The 17,710-nt window shown below is 62.7% G+C and carries 17 protein-coding genes; 2 read left to right on the top strand and 15 right to left on the bottom strand.

Annotated elements, in window-relative coordinates; all coding sequences use genetic code 11:
- Positions 1 to 49: 49 nt before the first annotated feature.
- The 12 genes from R6254_RS12645 to R6254_RS12590 all read right to left on the bottom strand — a co-directional run bounded on the left by R6254_RS12645 (position 50) and on the right by R6254_RS12590 (position 10,137).
- The gene (locus tag R6254_RS12645; RefSeq protein WP_318407256.1) at positions 50 to 367 is read right to left on the bottom strand and encodes a 2TM domain-containing protein; all 318 of its coding nucleotides are present in this window, start codon (positions 365 to 367) and stop codon (positions 50 to 52) included.
- A 15-nt stretch (positions 368 to 382) separates the two neighbouring features.
- The gene (locus tag R6254_RS12640; protein WP_318407255.1) at positions 383 to 949 is read right to left on the bottom strand and encodes a DUF6622 family protein; all 567 of its coding nucleotides are present in this window, start codon (positions 947 to 949) and stop codon (positions 383 to 385) included.
- Positions 950 to 1,083: 134 nt separating this feature from the next.
- On the bottom strand, positions 1,084 to 1,479 hold the full coding sequence (locus tag R6254_RS12635; protein WP_318407254.1) for a DUF2306 domain-containing protein: 396 nt from the start codon (positions 1,477 to 1,479) through the stop codon (positions 1,084 to 1,086).
- A gap of 134 nt (positions 1,480 to 1,613) precedes the next feature.
- Entirely contained in the window at positions 1,614 to 2,285 is a 672-nt protein-coding gene (locus R6254_RS12630; protein ID WP_318407252.1) for a TetR family transcriptional regulator C-terminal domain-containing protein, read from the bottom strand.
- 14 nt (positions 2,286 to 2,299) lie between these two features.
- Positions 2,300 to 3,271: a PDR/VanB family oxidoreductase gene (locus tag R6254_RS12625; protein ID WP_318407250.1), complete on the bottom strand. Its 972-nt coding sequence runs from the start codon at positions 3,269 to 3,271 to the stop codon at positions 2,300 to 2,302.
- 10 nt (positions 3,272 to 3,281) lie between these two features.
- Entirely contained in the window at positions 3,282 to 3,764 is a 483-nt protein-coding gene (locus R6254_RS12620) for a RidA family protein (RefSeq protein ID WP_318407249.1), read from the bottom strand.
- Between the two features lie 10 nt (positions 3,765 to 3,774).
- On the bottom strand, positions 3,775 to 4,776 hold the full coding sequence (locus tag R6254_RS12615) for an ABC transporter substrate-binding protein (protein WP_318407247.1): 1,002 nt from the start codon (positions 4,774 to 4,776) through the stop codon (positions 3,775 to 3,777).
- An 85-nt stretch (positions 4,777 to 4,861) separates the two neighbouring features.
- Positions 4,862 to 6,262 carry an FAD-binding oxidoreductase gene (locus R6254_RS12610; RefSeq protein ID WP_318407246.1) on the bottom strand — a complete coding sequence of 467 codons (1,401 nt, stop codon included), beginning with the start codon at positions 6,260 to 6,262 and terminating at the stop codon, positions 4,862 to 4,864.
- A gap of 10 nt (positions 6,263 to 6,272) precedes the next feature.
- Positions 6,273 to 7,604 carry an amidohydrolase family protein gene (locus R6254_RS12605; RefSeq protein WP_318407245.1) on the bottom strand — a complete coding sequence of 444 codons (1,332 nt, stop codon included), beginning with the start codon at positions 7,602 to 7,604 and terminating at the stop codon, positions 6,273 to 6,275.
- Positions 7,605 to 7,610: 6 nt separating this feature from the next.
- Positions 7,611 to 8,519 carry an ABC transporter permease gene (locus tag R6254_RS12600; RefSeq protein ID WP_318407244.1) on the bottom strand — a complete coding sequence of 303 codons (909 nt, stop codon included), beginning with the start codon at positions 8,517 to 8,519 and terminating at the stop codon, positions 7,611 to 7,613.
- Positions 8,497 to 9,297, bottom strand: coding sequence for an ABC transporter ATP-binding protein (locus tag R6254_RS12595; protein WP_318407242.1), 801 nt, complete (start codon positions 9,295 to 9,297; stop codon positions 8,497 to 8,499). Before R6254_RS12595 ends, R6254_RS12600 begins: the two co-directional genes overlap by 23 nt.
- An 18-nt stretch (positions 9,298 to 9,315) precedes the next feature.
- Positions 9,316 to 10,137, bottom strand: a complete 822-nt coding sequence (locus R6254_RS12590; protein ID WP_318407241.1) for a creatininase family protein — start codon at positions 10,135 to 10,137, stop codon at positions 9,316 to 9,318.
- 543 nt (positions 10,138 to 10,680) lie between these two features.
- Here R6254_RS12590 and R6254_RS12585 point away from each other — a divergent pair.
- A complete protein-coding gene (locus R6254_RS12585; protein ID WP_318407239.1) occupies positions 10,681 to 11,514 on the top strand; it encodes an undecaprenyl-diphosphate phosphatase in 834 nt (277 codons plus the stop codon).
- 14 nt (positions 11,515 to 11,528) lie between these two features.
- Here the strand turns inward: R6254_RS12585 and R6254_RS12580 are convergent, their stop codons facing one another.
- The 3 genes from R6254_RS12580 to mutS form a co-directional block, all read right to left on the bottom strand.
- Positions 11,529 to 12,371, bottom strand: a complete 843-nt coding sequence (locus R6254_RS12580) for an alpha/beta hydrolase (RefSeq protein ID WP_318407237.1) — start codon at positions 12,369 to 12,371, stop codon at positions 11,529 to 11,531.
- A 105-nt stretch (positions 12,372 to 12,476) separates the two neighbouring features.
- Positions 12,477 to 13,304, bottom strand: a complete 828-nt coding sequence (locus tag R6254_RS12575) for a proteasome-type protease (protein ID WP_318407236.1) — start codon at positions 13,302 to 13,304, stop codon at positions 12,477 to 12,479.
- A gap of 21 nt (positions 13,305 to 13,325) precedes the next feature.
- Positions 13,326 to 15,875 (bottom strand): DNA mismatch repair protein MutS, encoded by a 2,550-nt coding sequence (mutS, locus tag R6254_RS12570; RefSeq protein WP_318407524.1) that lies wholly within the window; start codon positions 15,873 to 15,875, stop codon positions 13,326 to 13,328.
- A gap of 470 nt (positions 15,876 to 16,345) precedes the next feature.
- Between mutS and R6254_RS12565 the strand changes: the two genes are divergently transcribed.
- Positions 16,346 to 17,698 (top strand): NAD(P)/FAD-dependent oxidoreductase, encoded by a 1,353-nt coding sequence (locus R6254_RS12565; protein ID WP_318407234.1) that lies wholly within the window; start codon positions 16,346 to 16,348, stop codon positions 17,696 to 17,698.
- The last annotated feature ends 12 nt before the right edge of the window (positions 17,699 to 17,710 follow it).

Below are 17,710 nucleotides of genomic sequence, written 5' to 3'. Positions count from 1 at the left end.
GATGGTTGAGGAGGCCATTTTGCGGCATGGGCGGAAAGGCGGCTTCGCCTCACCACGGGTCCTGGCCGGGCCGGGTGTTTGGCTGGGAGGCTTGCAGGGCCGTACGCTCGCGTGCCAGCAGCCAGGCATGCAGGCCGCCGCCAGGCAGGGCGACGAAGGTGACCAGGCCATGGATCAGCAAGGCCAGGCCCCAGCCCAGCGCCGGAAAAACCGCCCAATTCCGGCCCGTCATGCCGGCCAGGGTGGCCAGGCCGATGTTGACCGCGACATAGACCCCGGCATGGATGTACCAGCCCAGCTTGCGGCCGGCGCGTCGGCGTGCGAGTTTGTCCATGGCCTTGTTTTGCCGTTCGGGTGAGGTGTTCATGGAAAGCTCCTTGGGTCAGGTATTGAAAGCCGTGGCGGCTGGGCGGCCACCGGGGCGGCGGGCCAGGCGCCAGAGGCGCACGGCGCGGCCGGCGAAGATGCCGCTAAACAAGCCGTATAGGCTGCCGACGATCAGCGTGTATTGGCCGTCGCGTGCCAAGGTCGGCTGCATGCTGAGTTCGATGCCGACGATGTATTTGGTCAGGAAGATGCCCAGGATCAGCGCCAGTGGCACCCAGCTGCCAGGCATATGGAAGCGGCGGCTGGTCGCGTCGTAAACGGTGCCGGCCGGTGGCGCCAGGGGCGCCATCAGACCCAGCATCAGCGCCGCACAGACGGCCCAGGCCAGCAAGACATAGGCAAACAAGGGCGAACTGCCGAAGGCCGAGGCCGTGCCCCATAAGGACAGGCCGGCCATGGCCGCGGGCATCAGCGCCATGCGCAGGGCGCTGATGCTGCGCGTGCGCACTTGGCTCAGGCCCAGGGCCAGCAGGGCGGCCAGCAGGCCCCAGACCCACACGGGGGTTTTGTGAAGAACGGATCCCAGGGCTTGGGGGTGTTGGATGAGAAGCTGGATCAGCATGGTGGTTTCTCCTTCGGTGTGTGAAGAGCGTGAATGTGGGGTTCGAGAAGGCCTGCCCGGCGCCGGGCCGCCCCAAGGCGGGCACGCCCCCTTGGGGGCAGCGAGGACACGCAGTGCCGAGCGTGGGGGCCAGGTCAGCCCCAGAGCTGTTGGCCCAGGTAGCGGTTGGGCAGCAGCGTGAAGGCGCCAGCGACGAGGCAGGTGGCGACATAGGTGATCACCATGCGTTGGCGGTGCCGGCGGATGTTGCCCTGGGCCAGTGCCCGGAAAGCGCCGAACAGCCCGAGCAAGGCGGCCGGCACCAGCAGGTGGATGGGGGTGTAGCCGGCGAGGTTGGGCAGCTTGAAGTCGCGGATAAAAATGGCCGACAGGGCGGTGATCAGGATCAGCGTGACCCAGGCGTAGCCAAAAGCGCGGTGTAGGCGCGGACGCTGGCTGTGGCCGCGGCGTGCCCACAAGGCGATCGGACCGATCACCAGGGCGGTGATGGCGGCGGTCATGTGCACGGCGATGAGGGGCGTGAGTTGCATGGCGGGCTCCGGTTGCGTTCGATGAAGCGAACTATGCCGGCCGCCTCGCTAAGGCGCGAGCGGGATGCGATGAAATGCGAAAAAACGGGTGCGAGATGCAGCGGCTTGGCGCGAAGCGCAGGCCCAGGGGCTGGCTATTTGACGCCGGCGCCCTTGAAGATGAAGGTACTGACCTCGGCTATCAGGTGTTTGCGCAAGTCCGCGTCGATGTGGGTGATGGCGCGAAAGTACAGCACCTGGTCCGCATGGTCGGCATAAAACTGGGTCATGGCCCAGATGTGGAACAGCAGGGCCAGCGGGTCGAGCGGGTCCATCAGCCCGTGGTCTATCCAGTTCTGGATCACGGCGGCGGCCTGCTCGGTGCGCTGCTTGCTGGTGCCCAACATGGCGCGCAACACGGGTGCGCCGCGCATCATCTCGGCCGCAAAAATCCGCGAACGCAGCGGTTGTTCGAAGGAAAACACCATCTTGCGCTGGATCAGGTCGCCGAGCACCTTGCGTGGCCCGAAGGCTTCGTCGCTGAAACCGAAGACACCTATCCAGTCGTCCACGATGTCTTGCAAGACCTGGCGGTACAGGTCTTCCTTGCCGGCAATGTAGTAATGCAGCTGGGCCTTGGACAGGCCGGCCTTGTCGGCAATCGCCTGGGTCGATGCACCGTTCAGGCCTTCGGCCGCAAAAACTTCTATCGCGGCCTGGTTGATGGCCGCCAGGGTCTGGCTTCTGCGCCGCGACGGCCGCCGCGTGGCCTGGGCTGGTGTGCCCTCGTCAATGGGGGATTCGTTCAGGGCGCCGGTCTTGCTCATGGCGTGGCTGTGGTTCAGAGATCAAGCACGAGTGGTCCGACCTTGGCGCGTGAGCAACACAAGGCGACCTGGTGTTTGCGTTCACCGGAGCTCAGGCAGAAGTCGCGGTGTTCGGCTTCGCCTTCGATGCAGCCGACCACGCAGGTGCCGCACAGGCCTTGTTCACACGAGGTCGGAATGTCTATGCCGACGTCATGCAAGGCGTCCACCGCGGTCTGGTCGGCCGCCACCTTGACCGTGATGCCGCGACGCGCCAGCACAAGTTCAAACGGGCTGTCGCTGCCGCTGCCTGCACCGGTGCTGGGCGGCGCGAAATATTCGCTGTGGATGTTTTCTTCGGCCCATGACGCGGCCGCAGAACGCGCCGCCTGCATAAAGCCGGCCGGCCCGCAGACGTAGAGGTGGGTATCGGCCGCGGGTTCGGACAACAATTGCTGGAGGTCGATTTTTTCTTCGGCCGCGGCATCGTCGAAATGCAGGCGCACGTGCGGCGCCAGGCTTGGCTCGCGCAACACATCGGCAAACGCGAGGTGCGCCTGGCTGCGGGCGAAGCAGCAGAACTCGAAGTCGGCGCCTTGTTGGGCGAGTGATTGCGCCATGGCCAGCAGCGGCGTCATGCCGATGCCGCCAGCCAGCAGGATGTGTTTACGGGCTTGTGGCACCAGCGCAAAGGTGTTGCGCGGCGCGCTGACCGGCAACAGGTCGCCTTCGCACACACGTTCGTGCAGGGCGGCCGAGCCGCCGCGGCTTTCTGCTTCGCGCTTGACGGCAATCACATAAGGCGCTGCCAGTGCGCCGTCCGTACCGGGCGCGCGGGCCAGCGAATACTGGCGCATGAAACCGCCCGGCATGTGCACATCAAGATGCGCACCGGCGCTGTAGGCGGGCAGTGCGCGGCCCCAGGGATGGGACAGCTCAAAAGCCAGGATGTCCGGCGTCTGGCGGATGATGCGGGTGACCCGGACGGTCAGAATGCGGTCGAGCACGGAAAATCCTTCAGGAAGACGACAACGCTTTGGCGCCAGGGCGCGTCAGCGGAATATAGGCCGTGGCCTCGACCTCGATGCGCACTGCGCGCGAGGGCAACATGCCGCTGACCTCAACCACGGTGGACACCGGAGGTTCACCCGGATAAAACATGCGGCGCACGCGGTTGTAAAGCGGGTAATCGCGCAGGTCGGTGAAATACTGCACCAGCTTGAACACGTCGTCCATGGAGCCGCCGGCCTCTTCGGCCAGTTGGCGGATGCGGTCCAGCACAAACCAGCTTTGCACCAGCGCCGGCGCCTGGAAGATATCCACCGACAGCTCGCCGGTCTCGCCGAGTTCGCGGCGCACCGGGTCCGGCAGATCGTCAAAACGCTCGATCACCCGGCCGGCCTGCGGGTCGACCGCGATCACGCCCGACATATAAACCATATCACCCACCCGTTTCCAGGCGGCGTAACGGGCCAGGGGCTGGCCAGTGCTTTTGTTCATCGAATCATCCTTATTTGACGAGTGTCTTGCGCAACTCCAGGCCCGGGCCCTTGTTGGCGAACTGCGTGGTGTAAGTCGAGGCCAGGTTGAAGTCCGTCGGCTTGTACAGGCCGGCGGCGATGGTTTTGTCGTAGAAATCTTTCATGCGTGCATCGGTCATGGCGCCTATGCCCAGCTTCTGTGCGTCACCGGCATCGATCAAGGCGCGGATCACACCTATGGATTTTTCGATGTACTCGTCGCTGATGTCGGGGTTGATTTTCTTGATCAACTGGTCGGCGGCCTTGCGGTCACCGTAGAGATAGTTGTACCAACCGATTTGCGAGGCTTCGATAAAACGGCGCACGGTCTCGGGTTTGTTTTTCACGAGGTCCTGGCGGGTCTCGATCACCATGCCGTAGGTGGACCAGCCGGCATCGGCCAGCAGGTGGACCACGGGTTTGAAGCCGGCTTGTTTTTCCACCGCCATGGGTTCCGAGGTGGCATAGGCCTGCTGCACCGACTGCTTGTCGGCCAGGAACTGGGACAGGCTGTAGTTGTAGGGTTTGACTTGTTCGTCGCGAAAGCCATGCGAGGCTTTCATCCATTGCCAGAAGCTGAATTGACCGTCCTTGGACAGCAACACGGTTTTGGCTTTGTTCAGGTCAGACCATTTGTCCAGGCCCTGGCCGGGGTGGGCAATGATGGCCTGAGGGTCTTTCTGGAAGTAGCCCGCGACCACCACCGTGGGGATTTTTTGCTTGGCATTGTCGAATGCCATCAGCATATTGCCCGCCATCAGGAAGTCGACCTTGCCTGCCGGCAACATGGGCCGGTTGTTGACCTGTGGGCCGCCTTGCTGAATGTCCACGTCCAGGCCGTATTTCTTGTAGGTGCCGTCCGCCAGCGCCTGGTAAAAGCCGCCATGGCCGGGCTGGGCCCGCCAGTTGGTGGCGAAAGCCACTTTTTCCTGCGCCTGCGCAGCGAAGGCCGAGCCGGCGAGGGCGGCGATTAGCAGGGCGCGGAGAGTCATTGAGCCAAAGGGTTTCATGGGAGAGCTTCCTTTTGTGGGTGGGCTGGGGTGGGATGGGATGGGATGGGAGAACGGCAGGACGGGTTCAGGCTTCACGCGCCATGGACGGCTGCCAGCCGCGCGTTTTGCCGGGATTCATCAGGCCCAGGGGGTCGCTGAGTTTCTTGAAGTCGATTTGCATCGAGTCTATGGTTTTCATGCCGCCGTCTTCGATGGTGACCACATGCGGGTTGAAGATCACGCAGCCGCCTTGCGACTCGATTTCGCGGATCACCTCGTACTGGTGGGCTTCGCCTTTCCAGCGTACCAGCAGGATGGCAAAGGTGGCGTAGTCGCCATGCATACGTGCGAACTCGTGGTGCTGGTAGACGTCGTCACCGAAGATCGCGATGTGTCTGTCCACCACGGCCGGATCGAAAGGCTGGGCATACGCCACCTGCAGATAGGTCCAGGAGCGGTCGACCTTGAGCACCTGCAGGGTGGTGTGGTTGTAGGCACATTCGGCGGCCGACGGCAGGCCTTCGGCATCGAGTTCAGCCTCGGTGCGGGCCAGCGAGATGCTGCCGCCGTGGGTGTGTACCAACTTTTCGAAGGCCGCCATCGACGAAGGTGCGACCATGGCAAACATGGCGTGGCAATTGGCCGGGAAATAGGACTTGAGGTTTGTGTAATACGGCGCAAAACGCGCGTCAACAGCCGACAGCAGGAACAGTTCCAGCTCGGGAGTGCTCGCGGCCACGCCAAAATCCATGACCTTGCGGTAGCTGTCGAACAGCGCGATGCAATGCACCCATTCGACGGCCGGGCTCAGGGCCACTTCGACTTCGGTGAGGATGCCGTTGGTGCCGTAGGCGTGGTGCACTTTTTGGATGTCATCGCCAAACAGTTCAATCACCTGGGGTTCGCTCTCCACGGTCACGATACGTGCGCGTATCAGGTTGCCCGGGTCGCGCAACACGCCATGGCGCGTGGACCCAATGCCGCCGAAACCGCCGGCGATGAAACCGCCTATGGTCGCCACGCGCCAGGTCGAGGGCCACATGCGCAAGGCCTGCCCGGTTTCCCGCACTGCCATTTCAATGTCGTGCATGCGTGCGCCGGCCTGTACCATGACGCGGCCGGGCGCGACGTCGAGCACGCGGCTCATGGGCGTGACGTCCATCACCAGGCCACCGGCCATGGGCACACACTGGCCGTAGTTGCCGGTGCCGCCCGCACGGACCGTGAGCGGCAGTTTCCAGCGTGCGGCCACGGCGGCCACCTGCTTGACGTCGGCTTCGGTGCTGACCTTGACCACGAGGTCGGCCACGCAGCCGGCCAGCTGCTCGGTCAGGATGGGGCTGTACCAGTAAAAGTCCTTGGAGAGCTGTTTGCGCTGGCGCAATTCGCCGATCACATTCAGGCCGTCCAGGTCACGTTGCACGGCGGCCCAGTCGATGGCGGGACGGGTTTCTTCTGTAGCGGGCAGGGGGGCAGAGGAGATCAAAACGCGGGTCTCAGGTGGATACAGGGCGCAGACCGTCGAGGCTGCGAAAGTCGGGTCGCTCGGCATGGATGCGCTGGCCGGCGCGTATGACCTGGCGGCCCAGTTCGGGCCGGCTCAGGACCTCGGCGCTGGTACGGCCAGGGTGTAACACCAGGTCGGCGGGTGCGCCAGGGCGCAACACGCCGTCCCAGGCCAGACCCAGGGCGCCGGCTGCGGTGCGGGTGATGGCATGCGCCCATTGCGGCACGGCATCGTCGAGCTGGGCAGCGCAGGCGGCTAGCGCCAGGGTGCGCAGCGGATCGAGGTCGCCGAAGGGTGAAAAACAGTCACGGTGGTTGTCCGAGCCAAAGGCCACGGGAATGCCCAGGGCGCGCGCTTCGTGCACGGGCGTGATGCCGCGCCAGCGTGGCGTGTGGCGCGGGGCTTGCTGGCTGCTGTCCTGCAAATACAGGTTGGTCAACGGCAAGGACACCAGGCTTATCCCGGACGCGGCCACGACTTCCAGCACCTCGGACAGTTGCTGTGGCGCCAGGCGTGACAAGGCGCAGGCGTGGCCGCAGACGGTGCGGGCGCCGTAAGCACGTTCCAGCGCGAGGCGGGCCACCGGCAGGGTATGCACGTGGCTGGTGTCCAGGTGTTCGTCGATATGGAAATCGAGTCGCAAATCAAAACGTTCTGCCAGGTCGAAAGCGCGTGGCAGCAGGGCGGCAATATGCGGTGCGGCGTAGGCAAACAGGCCCAGGATGCCGCCGGCCTGCGCGACGTGGCGGGCCAGACGATCCGCGGCGTCCGCGTCGGCGAGTACATCGACCGGGGCCAGCGAGGTCAGCACCAACTCGATGCGGCCACGCCAACGTTCGCGTGCTTCGAGCAAGGCCTGCCAGGCCAGCGGGCTGTTGGGGTCGGACCAGTCGCAATAGGAATTGAGGGCTCGCGTGCCGTGGGCCCAGGCTTCCTGCAGGCCGAAGTCGATACGCGCCGCCAGTTCTGCGGCTGTCCAGCGGGCGTAGTCGGCCTGCACCGCTTCAATCGCGCCGAACAGGCTGCGCGCGGGTTCCATTCCCACAGCGAGCAGGTCGCCCTTGTCCAGGTGGGTGTGCGGATCAACAAAGGCCGGCAACACGGTGGCGCCGTCAAGGTCGAACACCGGCAGCGCGCCCTGGGCTTGGGGCTCGATCGCGGTGATCTGCCCGTCGGTGATTTGCAGCGCCACCGGGTCCACGGGCCGGGCGGGGGCCGCACGCTCCAGCAGATCGGCGGGCACGCGGGCATTGTTCAGCCAGTAGCTGGGCGGCAGTTGCTGGGGCCAGTGGGCAGTGGCGAAGGGATGGCGTGCGGGCATGGGTGATCAGTTTTCGCGCCGCATTTCGCTTTCGTGCCAGTGGCCCAGCACCCAGCGCGAGAGCGCCGCGAACACGATAAAAATCGCGATGCCCAGCAGGGACACCAGCAGCAGCGCCGCGAACATCATGGGGATTTCGGTGCGAAAGCTGGATTCGAGAATACGTGAGGCCAGCCCGGTTTCGCGGCCCGCCGTGCCGGCCGTGAATTCCGCCACCACGGCACCGATCAGGCTCAGGCCACCGGCGACCTTCAGACCGGCCATGAAGTAGGGCAGGGCGCTGGGCATCAGGAGGTAACGAAAACGCTGCCAGGGTGTGGTCTGGTACAGCGTGAACAGGTCGCGCAGGTTGCTGTCGGCGCTTTTGAGGCCGATCACGGTGTTGGAGAGGATGGGAAAAAAAGCGACGATCCAGGCGCACAGCAGCAGCGCGGCCGTGGTGCTGGAGACGTAGATCAGGATCAGCGGCGCGATGGCGACGATGGGCGTGACCTGCAGGATCACGGCAATCGGGAAAAAACCGATCTCCACCCATTTGGACATCGAGAACGCAATCGCCAGCAACACACCACCGGCGATCGCGGCGGCCAGCGCCAGCAAGGTGAGCTTGACCGTGAACCACAAGGCCGGCGATAACGAGTCCCAGTTGTCAAACAGCGTGCTCAAAATGAGTGAGGGCGCAGGCAGGATGTAGTGCGGGATGTTGTTGACACGCACCATGGCTTCCCAGAGCAGAAACAGGAAAGTGACAACGGCGATTGGCAGGACGATGCGCAGCAGCGTCTCGCGTCGCTGCGCGCGCGCCAGCCGGTCCTGGTTGCTGCCGACAGTCAGGCTGTCATCGGGCGAAGCCGGAGAAACGAGTGAAGCGGGCGCAGGCACGGCCATGCGGTCAGTGGTCGATGCTGAGGCCATGAAGGGCTCCGTGAAGCGAACGCGACACTGCAATGCAGTGTTCGTTGTAGCGGGTTGAGGTGCGGAAAGCGTCGCCGCGCGGATAGGGTTCGTCGATGCGGATCTCGTCGATCACCCGGCCCGGCCGGGCCGCCATCACGACGATGCGGTCGGACAGATAGACCGACTCGTAGACGCTGTGGGTCACAAAAATGACACTGAAGCGGTGTTCCTTCCAGATCGCCAGCAAGTCATTGTTGAGCTTGATACGTGTCATTTCGTCGAGCGCGGCGAAAGGCTCGTCCATCAGCAGCAGGCGCGGCCGGGTCACGAGTGCACGTGCAATCGAGACCCGCATCTTCATGCCGCCCGAAAGTTCACGCGGGTAGACGTCGGCAAAACGTGACAGGCCCACCATCTCCAGCACATGCTGCACCACCGGTGCGGCTTCGTCACGCTTCATGCCGCTGAGTTTGAGCGGCAGGTACACGTTGTCAAACACCTTGGCCCAGGGCATCAGCGTGGGCTCCTGGAACACAAAACCCAGGTCGCGGTTGATGCCGCTGCTGGCTGTGGGTGCGCTGCCCCAGACGACCTCGCCCGACGTGATGCTGGTGAGTCCGGCGATCAGGCGCAGTGCCGTGCTTTTGCCGCAGCCCGAAGGGCCGAGGAAGCTGACAAAGTCGTGCTCGCCGATGTCGAGGTTCATGCCCTCCAGCGCCAGCGTGCCGTTGGCAAAACGTTTGCCGACGTTGCGCAGGCTGACCAGCGGCTGCTTTGATGAAGCGTTGGTGTCCATGACCATCCTTGGTGGGGCTTATGTCCAGGCGGGGGCGTTGTCTAGGCGCGCTATCGGGAAACGGTCGATTTCTTGCAGCAGCTCGACAAAACGCTGGCCCACGTGGTCGAGCACGGCTTCGCCCTTGTCGGCGGTCGCGCGCGTGGCATCGCCGGCCGCACCTTCGGGGTTGATGTCCTGGGTCTGCCAGCCGAGCTTGCCGCTGGGGCTGATGGACAGGAAGCGGCCTTCCTTGGCGAGTTTTTCGGTTAAGGATGGGAAATTCTTGAAATTCTCGCGGCGCACATGGTCGGGCGTGAGCTTGAGCATGATCGAGCTTTCGAGATCGCCGGCATGGATGCCGTGTTTCATCTCATGCTCTTCAAACATGCCGCCGGGCAGGCCCAACGTGTACCAGTTGGCCGCGACGGTCATCATGGAATATTTCTCGCGCAGGTCGCGCGCCACGATGTCCATCACCGACATTTGGCCGCCGTGGCTGTTGAATAACACCAGTTTGCGCACGCCGGCCGCAGCCACGCAGGCGCCGATTTCGCTCCACAACGCGATCAGGGTCGAGGCCGACACCGTGAGTGTGCCCGGGTAGCGTGAATGTTCGTTGCTCTTGCCGTAGGCCATGGTGGGCAGGAACAAGGCCGGCAGTTCCGGCGGCAGGTGCCGGATCGCCGCTTGCACCATGCCGTCTATGGTCGCGGTGTCGGTGGACATGGGCAGGTGCGGACCGTGCTGCTCGGTGGCGCCCACGGGCAACACAGCGATCAGGCGAGACCGGTCTAGCCGGGAAAAGGCCTCGCTGGTCCAGTCGGACCAGTAGCGGCTGTGAAAAGGCGACGAATTCATGGGCGCTCCAGAACAGGATGTATTGCAAGTTTAGAAAATTATTTGACCTAATGGTCAAATATTATTGAAGAATTACCCGTAGTTGCCGTGTTTCATCTCATGTTCTTCAACCATGCCGTCGGGCAAACCCAGCGTGTACCAGTTGGTGGCGCTGGTCATCATCAGATGTCTCTCATGCAAGTCGCGTGCCACGAGTTTGGATTCTTGTGCGGCATAGGCTTGATTTTCTTATGCTTTTTTGAAAATTGTCGAATAGATCCAAAAAAATATATGACCAATTGGATAATTTATATACCGCCATTGTCTGCGGGTGCGGGTGACTGGCCCCAGGCTGAATGGGGATGGCCTGCGGGCCTTGTGCGGGCGCTTGCGTTTTTGCCCGCGGGTCGGGGAGCGGGGTATCGTTTGTGACGGTGGCCGTTTGACGCGTTGCCGTGCTGCTGCCGTGTAGGGGCCAGCGATAATCGCTTTTTCGAATCTCTTGAGGACAGCGCTGGCCGATGTGTGGCGGCGGCCTGTCCCGCCAACTTCAGAAAGCTAAGCGTGGACATTGTGTTGCTGATCAAGGCTGCCGTCATGGGCCTCGTCGAGGGCCTGACCGAGTTCCTGCCTATTTCTTCCACCGGTCACCTGATCCTGGCCGGCTCGTTGCTGGGTTTTGACGACGACAAGGCCAAGGTGTTTGACATCGCGATCCAGACTGGCGCCATCTTTGCCGTGATCCTGGTGTATTGGCAAAAAATCCGCGACACGCTGGTGGCGCTGCCGACCGAGAAGCAGGCACAACAATTTGCGCTGAATGTGCTGGTGGCCTTTTTCCCGGCAGTGCTGCTGGGCCTGCTGTTCGGCAAGGCCATCAAGGCCAATCTGTTCACGCCGACGGTGGTGGCCAGTACCTTCATCATTGGCGGCTTCATCATCTTGTGGGCCGAACGGCGGCAACAAAACAACCCAGCCGTGGCGCGTATCCAGGAAGTGGAAACCATGACCGTGATGGACGCGCTCAAGGTGGGTCTGGTGCAATGCCTAGCCATGATCCCGGGCACCAGCCGCAGCGGCGCCACCATCATTGGTGGCATGTTGTTAGGCCTGTCGCGCAAGGCAGCGACGGATTTTTCCTTCTACCTGGCGATCCCGACCCTGATAGGCGCGGGTGTCTACAGCCTGTACAAGGACCGCGCCTTGCTGTCGATGGCCGACCTGCCGATGTTTGGCGTGGGCCTGCTGTTTTCATTCATCAGCGCCTGGCTGTGTATTCGCTGGTTGCTGCGCTACATCGCCACCCACAGCTTTGTGATTTTTGCCTGGTACCGCATCGTGTTCGGCATTGTGGTGCTGGTGACGGCACACATGGGCTGGGTTACCTGGTCGGCTTGAGCCGACCACCTTATTCAGTCCATCAGGTTGCGCAAGGCGGCTTCGACGGCGGCCGCGGTGGCGATGGGTTTTTCCATGGGGAACAGGTGGCTGCCGTCCAGCATCATGATGCGGCCTTTGGTGACTTTTTCGGTCATGGTCATGCCCACTTGTTTCATCTCGGTTGACTGACGCCCGCCTATAAAAGCCACCGGGCATTTGAGCGGGTGCCGCTTGAGCAGGCCTTCCAGGTTGTGGGGCAAGGTGTTGTAGATGGCGGTTTCCACGTCGCGGTCAAAACTCAGCAGGCGCTGGTTGTCGCCTTCACCCTGCGCATCATGGGTGCCGTGTTCGATGTAGTCCAGCAACACCTGTTCGTCCCATTGCGCAAAAGCCTTTTTACTGCGGAAATGCGCCAGCACTTCGGCTTGGCCCAGCCACTGGTGCCGGCGTTTGCGGCTGATGGCGCCGGGGGAAATCGAACCCACCAGTTGCGCGCGTTTGGCGACGCTGAGCGCCGCGGCGCGCCAGCCGCCGAGGATGGGCGAGTCGATCAGCAACACGCCGCGCACCGGCAGGCCGCCCAGCACGGGGTTGCGCGCGGCACACATCAGGCTTAAAAAACCGCCCAACGAATGGCCAACCAAAAACACCGGCTGGCCGGTTTTTTCAACGGCTTCGGTGCTGAAGTCGGCCAGTTGCTGCACCAGGTGCGGCCAGTTGCTGGTGACGGGGTAACGCGGGTCATGGCCAAATTTTTCAATCGCCTTGATCTGGAAACCACGCGTTTTCAGGCTTTGGAACAAGACGCCATAGGTACTCGCGGGAAAGCTGTTGCCGTGGGAAAAAACGATGAGGGGTTTGGTGGTGGTGGGCACGAGGTCGTTCAGGAAGGTCAGTGCGGACGGGGTCCGCCATCCGGGGCTCCCGGATGGTGTCCGGAAGGACAGGCTCGGACGGGGATGAGTCCGCCCGGTCCGGGCTTAAATCAGTTTTTCTTCAGGCGAGGTAATTTTCTTCAGCGGCTGGTTGCGCGACAAGGGTGTCAGCAGCGGCACCTGGGTTTCACCGCCGCTCCACATCGGGTCTTCGATGCTGTCAAAGACCTCACGCAGCTTTTTGCCCCAGTTGTCGTGCAACATGCGGAAATAAGGGTTGTCGTAGTCGATGCAAACCACCTTGTCGGAGTGGAAGCTGTTGGACTCGTACACCACCATGTCCAGCGGCAGGCCGACCGACAGGTTGGATTTGAGTGTCGAGTCCATCGACACCAGCGCACATTTGGCGGCTTCGTCCAGCGGGGTGTCGGGGGTGAGCACGCGGTCCAGCACCGGTTTGCCGTATTTGGATTCACCGATCTGGAAATAAGGCGTCTCGGGTGTGGCTTCGATGAAGTTGCCGGCTGAATACACCTGAAACAGACGCATGGCTTCGCCCTTGATCTGCCCGCCGAAAATCAGCGAGACATTGAATTCCACGCCGTTGTGTTTCAGGTCATCGGCATCACGCTCATGCACACGGCGGATCGCCGAGCCCAGCACACGCGCCGCATCAAACATGCTTTTGGCGTTCCAGATGGTGATGGGCGGGCCGCCATCGGCGTCCTTGAGTTGTTCGACCTGCAGGATCTCGCGCACCGACTGCGAAACCGACAGGTTGCCGGCCGATAGCAACACCATGAAACGATCATCGACCTTTTCATAAATGATCATCTTGCGGAAAGTGCTGATCTGGTCCAGCCCGGCATTGGTCCGGGAGTCCGATAAAAACACCAGGCCGGCGTTCAGTTTGATGGCGACGCAATAAGTCATGGGGAAACCATAGTCTGTCGCTTAGCTGGCCGCAAGCTTTTTCAACTGGTACAAGGCGTCCAGCGCTTCGCGCGGGCTGAGCGCATCGGGGTCTATGCCGTTCAGCGCTTTTTCCACGACGCTGAGTTCGGCGGCCGGCGCCTCGGGCGGCGCGGCAAACAGGTCGACCTGGGCGCGTGAGGCGTTTTGCTGGGTTTCCAGCGCCGCCAGCGCATGCCGCGCATGGTTAACCACACCGGCCGGCACGCCGGCCAGCTTGGCCACGGCAATACCGTAACTCTTGCTGGCGGGGCCGGGTTCGATGTGGTGCAGGAACACGATGTCGGTGCCGGACTCGACCGCGCTGACATGCACATTGACAGCCGCATGGTGGCGCACCGGAAACTCGGTCAGCTCAAAATAATGCGTGGCAAACAGCGTGAAGGCCTGGGTTTTGTTGTGCAGGTGGGCGGCAATGCCGCCGGCCAGCGCCAGGCCGTCGAAGGTGGAGGTGCCGCGGCCGATTTCGTCCATCAGCACCAGCGAATGCGGGGTGGCCGCGTGCAGGATTTGCGCGGCCTCCAGCATTTCCAGCATGAAGGTGGACTGGGCGTTGGCCACGTCGTCGGCCGCACCTATACGGGTGAGGATGGCGTCGATGGGCCCAAGCCGGCACGCGCTGGCCGGCACGTAAGAGCCCATGCTGGCCAGCAACACAATGATGGCGACCTGGCGCATATAGGTGGATTTACCACCCATGTTGGGGCCGGTGATGACCTGCATGCGGCTTTTGCCGCCCAGATTGCAATCGTTGGCGATAAAGGCGCCGCCGCTGGTTTCGCCGAGTCGGGCTTCGACGACCGGGTGCCGGCCCTGGCTGATGTCGATGCAGGGTTCCCGGACAAACACCGGCGCGGTCCAGTTCAGCGTCAAGGAACGTTCGGCCAGCGTACACAAGGCGTCCAGGCTGGCCAGCGCCCGTGCCAGCCGGCTCAGGGTCGGGACAAAATTCTGCAACTGGTCGAGCAGTTGTTCGTACAGCCATTTCTCGCGGGCCAGCGCACGTTCTTGCGCCGACAAGGCCTTGTCTTCAAAAGCCTTGAGTTCGGGCGTGATGTAACGCTCGGCGTTTTTCAGGGTCTGGCGGCGCCGGTAGTCGTCGGGCACCTTGTCGAGCTGGCCTTGCGTGACTTCGATGTAAAAGCCGTGCACCTTGTTGAACTGCACCCGCAGGTTGGCAATGCCGGTGCGGGCTTTTTCGCGGCCTTCCAGGTCGAGCAGAAAGTCGTCGCAGTTGGTCTGGATGCCGCGCAACTCGTCGAGGTCGGCGTCGCAGCCGTGGTTGATCACGCCGCCGTCGCGGATCAGCGCGGCGGGTTCGTCCAGCACATAACGATGCAACAAGGCGGCGCAGGCCGGCGGCGCCTGCAAATCCTCGAAAATAGTGGTCAAAAGTGCCGGTAGCCCTTGCTGGACGGGCGCAAACAGCTCTGTTTTTTGTAGCGTATCGCGCAGAGCCACCAATTCGCGCGGGCGTACCTGGCGCAGCGCGATGCGGGCGGTGATCCGTTCCACGTCGCTGCAGCCCTTGAGTCCGGCGCGTAATTGTTGTTGCAGGCCGCCGCGCAGGACGGCAATCGCATCCAGGCGGGCCTGGGCCTGGCTGCGGTCGCGCCGCGGGCTCAGCAGCCAGCTTTTCAGCGCGCGGCTGCCCATGCCGGTGCTGCAGCTGTCCAGCAGCGAAAACAGGGTGGGCGAATCTTCACCGCGCAGGTTTTGCGTCAGTTCCAGGTTGCGCCGCGTGGTTTGCGGCAGCTCGATCAGCTCGCCGGAGCGCACGACCTGCAGGCTGTGTACATGGGGCAAGCTCCGGCCCTGCGTGTGTTCGGCGTAACCGAGCAGGGCAGAGGCGGCCGCATGGGCTTCGGGCAAGGCTTCGGCATGCCACGAGGCCAGCGAGGCGACCTGCAACTGGGCCAGCAGGCGGCGTGCCCCCAGCGTGGCGTCAAACTGCCAGGCGGGTCGGGCGCTGACCGCACAACGCTGGGTTTTCAGGCGCTGCTCGAAAGTCGGGGTGACATCCACGTTGTACAGCAACTCGCTGGGCGCAATCCGCGCAATCCAGGCTTCCAGCTCGTCGCTGGCGCAATGCGCCAGGTGAATCTCGCCCTGCGTGACGCTGAGCCAGGCCAGGCCGCAGGTGTTGCGGCTGCCCTGGTGTACCGCGAGCAAAATCGATTCGGTTTTGTCGTTCAGCAGCTCGGTGTCGGTCAAGGTGCCGGGTGTGACCACCCGCACCACCTTGCGTTCGACCGGGCCTTTGCTGGTGGCCACGTCGCCGACCTGCTCGCAGATCGCGACGGATTCGCCGAGCTTGATCAGTTTGGCGAGGTACCCTTCCAGCGAGTGAAAGGGCACGCCGGCCATGACCACCGGTTCGCCGGCAGACTGGCCACGCCGCGTCAGCGTGATGTCGAGCAGGCGTGCGGCTTTTTCGGCATCGGCATAAAACAACTCGTAAAAGTCGCCCATGCGGTACAGCAGCAGGGTGTCGGGATAGTCCGCTTTCAGGCCCAGGTACTGGACCATCATCGGTGTGTGTTTTCCGGCCGCGGCGGCGGGCGCCAGATCGGCAGGGGAGAGAGGTGGGGTGGGAAGGTTCACAGGGGGTTCAGGCGGTGTCGGTCAAAGGCTGAATACACGGGTGAACTCAGAGCGGGTGCGCGGGTGCAACATGACCGGCAAAATAATAGCACTTGCCGGAGAGCTGATCGGAGCGGCCAGCCAAGCCATGGCTGAGTTGCGCCTTGCCGCGCATAAACCACAGCGGCGGGCGCCGGGATTGCGAGGATTTGTAACGCTGTCACTGGCCAAGACGTGGTTTATCCGTGGGACGGCGCCAAACACCACGCCGTGGCGGGAAAATTCAGCACAAAAGTGGGGCACGGCCCAGCGTAAACTCCTTGAATTGACGCATCCAGCGCACAACTGCACTTCCCACGCCCTAGACCTAAGCGAAGGTTAGGCGGCAGGCTCCAAAAACTCTCTACCAAGGACCCGTGATGACCGAGCAGAGTTCAGCGACCACCCCATCCTCCGCCATCCTTCGTGACTGTGATGTCCTGGTGATTGGCGGCGGCCCGGCTGGCGCCACGGCTGGGGCGCTGCTGGCGCAAAAGGGCCACAAAGTGGTGGTTCTGGAGAAAGAACACCACCCGCGTTTTCACATCGGCGAGTCGCTGTTGCCGGCCAACCTGGCGCTGTTTGAAAAACTCGGGGTCGCCGATGCCGTGAAAGCCATAGGCATGGAGAAGTGGGGCGCCGAATTTGTCTCGCCCTGGCATGACAGCAAAAGCCAGACCTTTCAGTTTGCCGACGCCTGGGACAAAACCATGCCGTTTTCCTACCAGGTGCGGCGTTCCGAGTTTGACGAAATCCTGATCCGCAACGCCACCCGGCTGGGCGCCGAGGTGATTGAAGGCTGCAAGGTCAAAGGCGTGGATTTTGCGCCTGATCGCAGCGGTGCCACGGTGCAGGCGCAGCACGACGATGGCCGCGTCGAGCACTGGCGCGCGCGTTTTGTGGTTGACGCGTCGGGCCGCGACACGGTGCTGGGCAAGCAGTTCGACATCAAACGCCGCAACCCCAAACACAATAGCTCCGCGCTGTATGGCCACTTCACCGGCGCCACGCGGCATGCGGGCCAGGACGAAGGCAACATCACCATTTTCTGGTTCGACCATGGCTGGTTCTGGTTTATTCCGCTGGCCGATGGTTTTACCAGCGTTGGCGCGGTCGTCTGGCCGCATTACCTGAAAAGCCGGACCAAACCGGTCAAGGACTTTTTCCTCGACACGATTGCCATGTGCCCGGCGCTCGGCGAGCGGCTGGCCCAGGCGACTTTGTCGTCCGAGGTCGAGGCGACCGGTAATTTTTCCTATGCCTGCGAGCGCACACACGGACCCAACTACCTGATGATCGGTGATGCCTTCACCTTCATCGACCCGGTGTTTTCGTCAGGCGTCATGCTGGCCATGCAGGGCGGTTTTGTTGGCGCCGACACGGTGGACACCTGCCTGCGCGAACCGGCGAAAGCCGCATCGGCATTGGCCCGTTTTGACAAACAGGTGCGCCTGGGTCCCAAGGAGTTCTCGTGGTTTATCTACCGCGTGACGAACCCGACCATGCGCGACATGTTCATGGGTCCCAGCAATATCTGGCGTGTGAAAGAAGCTCTGCTGTCGATGCTGGCTGGCGATATTTTTGGCAAAACGCCGATCTGGCCTTCGCTGCTGATACTCAAGGGATTTTTCTACATTGGTTCTGCCCTGAACTTCAAACGCTCGTGGCAGGCCATGCGCCTGCGCAAGGCCAATATTCGTGTCGTCGAGGGTGTGGAGCCGGCCGCGCGTTAAGCGCCGGCTTAA

Source organism: Polaromonas potterensis, assembly GCF_033446725.1.
In the GTDB taxonomy this organism is placed as follows: Bacteria; Pseudomonadota; Gammaproteobacteria; order Burkholderiales; family Burkholderiaceae_C; genus Polaromonas.
The sequence above is the reverse complement of the archived record's forward strand: the minus strand, read 5'-3'. Positions and strand labels throughout refer to the sequence as shown.